5 protein-coding genes are annotated in these 9214 nt (G+C 37.0%); 3 read left to right on the forward strand and 2 right to left on the reverse strand.

Annotated features, from left to right (window positions below; genetic code table 11):
• Positions 1-460: 460 nt before the first annotated feature.
• Together HT723_RS04000 and HT723_RS04005 are read right to left on the reverse strand one after the other, a co-directional pair.
• Positions 461-1654: an MFS transporter gene (locus HT723_RS04000; RefSeq protein WP_172934688.1), complete on the reverse strand. Its 1194-nt coding sequence runs from the start codon at positions 1652-1654 to the stop codon at positions 461-463.
• A gap of 325 nt (positions 1655-1979) precedes the next feature.
• Complete coding sequence (locus HT723_RS04005; protein WP_240154942.1) at positions 1980-2762, reverse strand: ThiF family adenylyltransferase; 783 nt, start codon at positions 2760-2762, stop codon at positions 1980-1982.
• A 376-nt stretch (positions 2763-3138) separates the two neighbouring features.
• Here HT723_RS04005 and pepO point away from each other — a divergent pair, with 376 nt between their 5' ends.
• The 3 genes from pepO to HT723_RS04020 all read left to right on the forward strand — a co-directional run bounded on the left by pepO (position 3139) and on the right by HT723_RS04020 (position 9006).
• Positions 3139-5031 (forward strand): endopeptidase PepO, encoded by a 1893-nt coding sequence (pepO, locus tag HT723_RS04010; RefSeq protein ID WP_172934689.1) that lies wholly within the window; start codon positions 3139-3141, stop codon positions 5029-5031.
• Between the two features lie 182 nt (positions 5032-5213).
• The gene (locus HT723_RS04015) at positions 5214-5837 is read left to right on the forward strand and encodes a recombinase family protein (protein ID WP_000078994.1); all 624 of its coding nucleotides are present in this window, start codon (positions 5214-5216) and stop codon (positions 5835-5837) included.
• 427 nt (positions 5838-6264) lie between these two features.
• Complete coding sequence (locus tag HT723_RS04020; RefSeq protein WP_172934690.1) at positions 6265-9006, forward strand: LPXTG cell wall anchor domain-containing protein; 2742 nt, start codon at positions 6265-6267, stop codon at positions 9004-9006.
• Positions 9007-9214: the final 208 nt, after the last annotated feature.

Below are 9214 nucleotides of genomic sequence, written 5' to 3' on the forward strand. Positions count from 1 at the left end.
CTCCTTACTCTTAATATACCTTAAAAAAAAAATTAAGTCAAGTTAATTTTTGAAAAAATTAAAATAAGTCATTAAAAAATCTTTACACATCACACAAGGGAATCAATATATAGTGGATTGAATTTGGAATAGTCCACCGAGTTTTTTAAAACATTGTTAGAAATTCAAAGTAAATTATAAAAATGCCTTAGAAGCAGCATTGTACTACTCCAGCTCCAACTAACTCTATTTTGCTATATATTTAGTAGGAGGTCTAATAAAACGCATAATCTCAAGGTTTATACACCTGATATTATGCGTTTTTATGATTTTAAAGATTCTTTAATTAGATTTACTATCTGTACTTCAAAAAGTGTTTTAATCTATCCATGGATAACCCCTTAGTTTACCCTTTGATTTTTGTTGAGTATGAGCGATTCTTTGATGAATTATTTTGAATAAGTATATCACACTTTAAACATCAATAGTTTTTACTTTTGGTTAATGGACTAAAGTAACTAAATCCCCCTGCAAGAAATCTTATAGTACCTGCTAATATTAGAATACTTATGATAGTTAAGTTATGTGAAACAAGTATCCCTCCAAGGTATGCTCCTAAGGGGATAGAAGCAAATGAGATCATTCTAGTAATACTAACAACACGTCCCAACATTTCTTTTTTGACAACTTTTTGTCGTAACGTAAAATATGTAATGGCATTGATATTGCCAAACATATTACTCAAACCTAAAAATACTCCCATATATATATAGTTTGTGTTAATTGATAGCAACATAGTAGATAGACCAGCTAGCATTGTACTGATGGAGAGGATTTTTCCATATCTAAACTTTTTAATTAATTCAGGGGCAAGAATAGCACCTAATATAGCTCCTACACCAGCTATTGAGAGTATTAATCCATAGTGAAAGGAGGTATAGCCTAGAACATCTGTAATATAGTAAACTAAGTTGGCCTGAAATATATGAATGGCAAAGTTTGTTCCAAAAAAAAGAATAGCTCCACTTAGGATGATTTTATCATTTTTTACATAGTGCAAACCAATAGATATTGTTTTAGAAAGACTCTCTTTTTTAGAGATATTTACTAGTGTATTTTCTGGAGTTTTTATGAAGAGAATTAATAGGCTGGCAATTAAAAAGGTAAGAGCATTGACCCATAAAACTTTAGCTGGATTAATAAGTAATAGAACAGATCCACTAATCATAGGACCAATAAGATTTAATGTATTGTCAATAAGTTGGATTCCTGAATTGGCTTTTGATAGCTGATTGTCTGTCACAATCTGTGGTAACAAGCTTTGAAATGCTGGGTGGACTAATGGCTCTGTAGAAGAGAGCAGGAAGGTTAAAATATAAATTAAGAGTAAGAGTATATTATCATTTTTAAAAGATATTATTAGCAAACTTAGAATGATTAATGAGATTAAATGACATATTGAGATGATATATACTTTTTTGAATTTATCTGCTAATATACCTCCTACTAGAGAAAATAAAATCCATGGTAAAAATGAAATACCGTATAGAGTAGCCATATGAAATGGAGATCCTGTTTTCTCAAATACTAGCAAAGGTAGAGCTAATTTTCTTAGCCAATCACCAAAGTTGGATACAAGAAATGTTAGCCACAATATTTTGTAATTTCTATTCAATAATATTACCTCCACGACAGGTTATACAATTGGGATCTATATGCCAATGCTCGGCTATTTTTGTAGTCATTGTATTCATATCTATAGATTTTAATTGGCCTACAGTAGTTAATTCACCGATACCAGTGATATATTTTGTAACTTCTGAACAAATGATACCAGTTGCTACAGATACTAGAGGAGCTATGGCAGTATTGTCACCAACTAAATTTAAACGAGTTCTTTCTTCAAGGATTAGGTGAGAAATAGGGTGTTCTTTTTGGATAGTATTTCTCCAACAATCTATGCATCCAGATATTTTGGGGATAATAGTATATTGCAGGGCTCATTGCGCTTCTAAACCTGCACAAAATAAAGGAATATTCAGCTTTACTATAGCTTCATTTACCCATCTTGCTAGTTTGATTTTAGGTCTATCCGCAACTAGTATTAAGCAGTCGAATCCTCGGAATGATTCAACAACATCTTCAGATGAATTGATTTTCTTTTCATCAACAGTAAATTTTATTTGAGGATTAAATTCATAGATGCGTTGTTTTGCTATACTTGCTTTACTCTTTCCTATATCATCAAAGTTATATAAAATTTGTCTATTTAAATTAGATATATCAACGACATCAAATTCAACAGCTTTTATTTCTCCTATACCTAAGCCAGCTAAGTCATATATAATGTGAGAGCCTAATCCGCCTAATCCAATAATTCCAATTTTTGAATCAATTAATTTTTTTTGAGAAATATATTTATTTTCACTTAAAGTTGCGTAAGATGAAAAAAAGTTGATGTTTCTGTGATAACGTTCTAATTCATACTTGGATAATATTTTAGAACCAGTAAGATTTAAATCCTCGATAAATCGTTCTTTACTGATTTCATCAATAGCTTCCATTACATCAGATGGTGATAGTTCACTGTAGGTTTCTGAAACTTCTCTTATGATTTTTTCGACGGTATTAATTCCATCCATTTTTTTGAGCATGTATTCAATAGCTCCGCTAGGGTCTTCATATTCTGTAATTTCTCCAACCCCACCTATATAGACCGATCCGTCTTTATATACTACTGGGTAAGCCTTTTTTAGTTTTGGACGAGCTTTTAGTAGATCCATTATATCTCCTTATATCAATTAAAAGAAAAGGTAACTAGAGAAAGTCTAGTTACCAGCCTCGGTGAAGAAAGTATTACTATCCTTCTACTGCGATTCCTGTAATACTTACAGAATGAACACGTTTTTGCTTAAGCATAAAATCTACCTCCTAATATTTAAATTTCAAGTAGCAAAGCTATGAGATAGATAGAATTTTATCATTTTATATATTTTTTGTCAATTCATTTTTCAGACAATTAATTTTTTTGTGAATTTTTAAAAAATTGAAATAATAACTGAAAAATGATAGAAAAGGAAAGTTCATTTTTAATTGCATTCCCTAGTGATTTTTGTTAAGATAAAAACAAATACAAATACAAATGAAAGCGAGAACAAGATGACACGTTATCAAGATGATTTTTATGATGCTATCAATGGAGAATGGCAACAGACAGCTGAAATCCCAGCAGATAAATCTCAAACGGGAGGTTTTGTTGATTTAGACCAGGAAATTGAAGACCTGATGCTGGCGACAACAGACAAGTGGTTGGCAGGAGAAGAGGTGCCTGAGGATGCTATCTTGGCAAACTTTGTCAAATACCACCGCCTAGTTCGTGATTTTGACAAGAGAGAAGCTGACGGTATCACACCTGTCTTACCACTCCTTAAAGAATTCCAAGAATTGGAGACTTTTGCGGATTTTACAGCTAAACTAGCAGAGTTTGAGCTTGCAGGAAAACCAAACTTCCTTCCTTTTGGTGTATCGCCAGACTTTATGGATGCTAGAATCAATGTTCTATGGGCTAGCGCTCCAAGCACAATCTTGCCAGATACGACCTACTATGCAGAAGAGCATCCTCAGCGCGAAGAGCTCTTGACTCTTTGGAAAGAAAGCAGCGCAAATCTCCTCAAGGCTTATGATTTCTCTGATGAAGAAATTGAAGACTTGCTAGAAAAAAGACTTGAATTGGACCGCCGAGTTGCGGCAGTGGTGCTCTCTAATGAAGAAGGTTCAGAATATGCCAAGCTTTACCATCCATATTCTTACGAAGATTTCAAGAAATTTGCGCCTGCCCTACCTTTGGATGACTTTTTCCAAGCTGTTCTTGGACAAGTACCAGACAAGGTTATTGTAGACGAAGAACGTTTCTGGCAAGCAGCAGACCAATTCTATAGTGAAGAGGCTTGGCCTCTCCTCAAGGCAACCTTAATTTTAAGTGTTGTGAATCTCTCAACCAGCTATTTAACAGAAGAAATCCGTGTCTTGTCAGGTGCCTATAGCCGTGCGCTTTCAGGAATTCCACAAGCTAAAGACAAGGTCAAGGCAGCTTATCAACTAGCCCAAGGTCCTTTCAAACAAGCCTTAGGTCTTTGGTATGCCCATGAAAAATTCTCTCCAGAAGCTAAGGCAGACGTAGAGAAAAAAGTAGCAACTATGATTGATGTCTATAAGGAACGCTTGGCTAAAAATGACTGGCTGACTCCCGAAACTCGTGACAAGGCCATCGTCAAACTCAATGTTATCAAGCCTTACATCGGTTACCCAGAAGAATTGCCAGAACGCTATAAGGACAAGGTAGTGGATGAAACGGCTAGTCTTTTTGACAATGCTCTAGCTTTTGCGCGTGTGGAAATCAAGCACAGTTGGAGCAAGTGGAACCAACCTGTAGACTACAAAGAATGGGGCATGCCTGCTCATATGGTCAATGCTTACTACAATCCACAGAAGAACCTAATTGTCTTCCCCGCGGCCATTTTACAAGCTCCTTTCTATGACTTGCATCAGTCATCTTCTGCTAACTACGGGGGTATCGGGGCGGTTATTGCCCATGAAATTTCCCACGCCTTTGATACCAACGGAGCTTCCTTTGATGAAAATGGTAGCCTCAAGGATTGGTGGACAGAGAGCGACTATGCTGCCTTCAAGGAGAAAACACAAAAAGTTATTGACCAATTTGATGGACAGGATTCTTATGGAGCAACCATTAACGGTAAATTGACTGTGTCAGAAAACGTGGCTGACTTGGGAGGAATCGCAGCAGCGCTTGAAGCAGCTAAGAGAGAAGCAGACTTCTCAGCAGAAGAGTTCTTCTACAACTTCGGTCGCATCTGGCGCATGAAAGGTCGTCCAGAATTTATGAAACTTTTGGCTAGTGTCGATGTGCACGCGCCAGCCAAACTTCGTGTCAATGTACAAGTGCCAAACTTCGATGATTTCTTTACAACCTATGATGTCAAAGAAGGAGACGGTATGTGGCGTTCACCAGAAGAGCGCGTGATTATTTGGTAATACAAAGAGACAAGTAAAACTCCTATAATTACACCTTCCCTATCTATGTACACCCTAAAAAGTTAGATAGAATAATCTAGCTTTTGGGGTGTAGTTCATAGGGATTATGAAATTGAAGTCTTTTCTTATTTTAAAATTCATAGTAAAATATCCCTCTGTATCAAGATAACAGGAGGATTTTTATGTCTCAAAAGACTATCAACATAGGCTACGCCCGTGTATCTACTCATAAGCAAGACCTAGGATTGAAAGTGCAAATCGAAGCTCTCAAACATTGCGATAAACTTTTTATAGAAAAGGAATCTGGTGCAAATAACACTCGTCCTGAACTTACAAAAGCCTTAAAACTGGCCTCTGACTTTTCGAAAGATGGCAAGCAGGTTACTTTCACTATCTATAAGTTAGATAGACTGACTCGATCTATGTTTAAGCTACTAGAACTTATTGAACAATTTAATGAATATCATATTCAGCTAGTCAGTTTGCATGAAAAACTAGAAACAGACTCTCTTATTGGCAGGTTACTTTGCGTTATTTTAGGCTTTGTGGCAGAAAATGAGCTGGAAAATCTGAGGTTTCGCACAAAAGAAGGACTTCGAAAAGCTAAGGAAAATGGTGTTAGATTAGGAGCAAAACGGATTTCAAAAGAAAAGGAGGAGCGGATACTTAACAAATATCTACATTCAAATATAAGCATACGTAATATTGCAAAAGCTGAACAAATTTCTACATCAACCCTATATAAAGTGTTAGAACGCAATAAAGTGGCGAACAATCGTCAAAAAAAAACGGAAAATCATTGCTAAAAATAGGGAAAAATGGTAGAATGAAGCTGTAAATTTGTTTCGATTAACGACCGTTTGATGAAACAGTCAAAACAACAATATGAATATTTAAAAAATACGAGTTTAACAGTGTTTTTAACCTGTATTAGACTGGTATTTTTTGTGTATCGTTTAACGGTCGTTACGCGATACACTTAGTTCCCTATCTCTAAAGTAGTTAGCGAGCTTATGGTAACAAAAAATTGAAAAATTATTAAGATATGTAATAGTGTAATAGCTGTATTGTTCAGTTAATGGATAAAGGTTCATTTAAGGCTTCTATCAAGAACATTAAATGTTTAGAGAATGAGTTGGCTCAAAATTTTGCTTTTGTGGTCTTGAAAGGAAGTTGATTTTGTTATTTTATAAGCCTAAAAAGGCAATTTTACATTCCCAAGGAGGAAAAATTATGAATAAACTAACTAAACTAGGTATTGTCACTTTCTCTGCTGTAACTCTTAGTGCTGCCGTGCCAACTTTGGTGCGTGCCGAGGAAAACGTTGCGCCGCAGCCAAATGTTGCTGCTAAACCTAATGTTGCTCAACCAACACCTGCACCAAAACCTAATGGTAGCTGGGTTGATTTCAGTATGCTCGACCCAATCGCTAAGCCAAAGCCAGGCAAAGAAGTTTCAAAACCTGCTGAAAAGCCGGTAGAAGAGCCCGCGCCTGTCGAAAAACCTTCGACCGAGGGCAACATTCTCGCAAACGGAACAGATGAGGCTATCGCAGAGGACAAGAAAAATGCTGAGATCGAGAAAAAATACAACGTCGATCCAACCAATCAGCTACCTGAGCCAGGCCTGCCAATCATAACACCTGAGCCAGAACAACCTATAACAGATTCTGAAGAGATGAAGAAGATGGTAGCAGAGGATTTAGCCTATAAGAAAGGAGCAGCTAAGACTCAAGAAGAGTACAATAAACTGATAGCTGAGGCTAACAAGGAGCTTTGGGCTGCTGACGGAGTTGATATAGATGAACTGCTCCATAAACCAATCCCAGGAGCACCTCCTGGAGCAGTGCCAGCATTCTCAGATATAAGCGTTCGAAAATATGAAATCCAAGCAGATTTCTTAGATGCTGATCTTGTCCAAAAACATGGATACACTACTGAATCAAGAATTGATAGTCCAAAACAAGCAGAAGTTAGCTCTACATGGAACGTACATGACAAAGATAGCGCAGATGGAATACTAACAGCAGAAAAAATTCCTGGCTACACTTTTAGCCACGTCGTAAAATCAACTGTAGACCATCCAGATATCGACCCGGATCCAAAAGTTGTCAGAGTCAGTTATGATGCAGCTTATGCTTTGCGTGGTTCTGGCTACAAAAATGGTAAAGGAGATAATCTTTTTCGCTACTATTTTGTTTACACTAAAAATAAACCAGTAGAAGAAAAACCGAAAGATCCGCAACCAGCGGAAACGGAAAAACCTGCTGAAATTTCGAAACCAGCGGAGACAGTTGAACCAACTGTGCAGCCGAAACCAGCTGAGAACAAGCCGGTTGAAAATAAACCAGCTGAAACACCCGTTCCATCTCCAAAACCAGCAGAAAACCCTCAACCAGAGGTTAAGCCTGCAGAGCAACCACAGCCTACTAAACCAGTGGAACCAGCTGAAAATGCTGGATTGCCAAAGGTTCCTTATAGAACCAACCAGCCAAAACGTTGGTTTAATAACGGAACAGGTCGCCCTACTCTAACAACAAACGACCTTGCTGCTCCACTTCCTGCTGAAAATGTAGAAAAAACCTCTTACGGTTGGTGGACAGCTGAACCAGACTTGCTTCATGCAGGATCTCATATAAAAGTAAATACTTTTAATTCGAATTTCAATAATCCGATGTTCGAAAACGGTAAAGAGATAAAATTTAAAGGTAGCGGATTTGGAGATATGGACAGTAGGTTTAAACCTGCTCTTGTTCGAGTAAAAGTTCCAGAGTTGGAAGGAATGAACTACGAAGCTTATACAATCTTCTATGAAGTTCCTAATAAAAATGGAAATCCAACTTACGGAACAAATCGAACTCTCCAAGGTGGTGGCATCTCTTTAACTATCAAATCAAAAGAGAAGAAAGAAGATATTCAGGTTTATACATTAACTAAGGATAGAAAACTGGAAGAACTCTATTATCCAGGATTCCCAAGTGAAGAAACAAATCGCTATGATGAGAAAACTAAAACTCATTCATACAATCTATTTGGTGAAACCTACGATACTTACGTTTTCTTGTTTAAGAACCCTGCTGAAAAACCAGCTGAGCAAGTAAAACCTGAAGTTAAGCCAAGTGAACAACCTAAGCCAGACAAGCAACCAAGTGTTCCTACTGTTCCAGTTGATCAACCACAACCTGCTAAGCCAGTGGAACCAACTGAGAAGCCAAGTGAGAAACCTGTAGTTCCTGACACACCAAAACCAGTTGCACCAGCTGTTCCAGATCAACCACAACCTGCTAAGCCAGAGAAACCAACTGAACAACCTGTGAATCCAGTTGCTCCAATAACACCGACAACTCCCGTAACGCCTACGCTTAATCCAGCCATCCCAAACAATACTCGTGTTCTTTCGAACAAAGCTGGAAGCGTTCAAGTGCATGGTTCAGAAGCAACACTCAAAAATGTCAGCTATATCAAGGTAGAAGAAACCAAGCCGACTTCACTTGAATCAAAAGACTACAAGGCCTTTGACATTCATCTATATGACGCGAATGGTAAAGCTATCCAGCCAAATGGCATGGTTCTAGTAAGTCTTTCTGCCGATAAGCCAGTTGAAAATGTTTACTATGTTGCTCCAGATGGTACTTTACAGGCATTGAAGTTCAAACAAGATACAGATAAGGTTACTTTTGAAACCAATCACTTTAGTATCTATGCTATGACTTTCAAAGTTGCCGCAAGCCGTGATAACGGAGGTAGTACAACTCCTGTTCCAGTTGTAAATAGTAGTAATACTGAACAAAAAGGAAATGACGCAAGTAGTACAAAAACTCAAGCTGAGTCGTTAGCAACTAAGACTGAAACTATTTCGAAACAAGTAGCTAAGACTTTGCCAAATACTGGAGAAAATCACTCAATTCTCGCTACCCTATTTGGAATGTTAACTCTAACTGCTGGATTATTTAGCTTTCGTAAGGAGTCAGAATAACTCCAATTCATAGTTTATCTATCAATTATTTTAGACTGTGAAAAAATCAATTTGAGGAGATGATTTAGAAAATCTTTTCATGATAAAACGCATAATATCAAATTTTCTACATCTGATATTATGCGTTTTTTATAATTCTAATACTCTTCGAAAATCTCTTCAAACCACGTCAGCTTCGCCTTGCCGTATGTATATGTTACTGACTTCG

The organism is Streptococcus sp. 2106, assembly GCF_013277315.1.
In the GTDB taxonomy this organism is placed as follows: domain Bacteria; phylum Bacillota; class Bacilli; order Lactobacillales; family Streptococcaceae; genus Streptococcus; species Streptococcus pseudopneumoniae.

Excerpts from the sequence above, each read along its gene's own strand:
- HT723_RS04015 (WP_000078994.1), top strand. The coding sequence starts at position 5,214 with ATGTCTCAAAAGACTATCAACATAGGCTACGCCCGTGTATCTACTCAT.
- pepO (WP_172934689.1), top strand. The coding sequence starts at position 3,139 with ATGACACGTTATCAAGATGATTTTTATGATGCTATCAATGGAGAATGG.
- HT723_RS04005 (WP_240154942.1), bottom strand. The coding sequence starts at position 2,762 with ATGGATCTACTAAAAGCTCGTCCAAAACTAAAAAAGGCTTACCCAGTA.
- HT723_RS04020 (WP_172934690.1), top strand. The coding sequence starts at position 6,265 with ATGAATAAACTAACTAAACTAGGTATTGTCACTTTCTCTGCTGTAACT.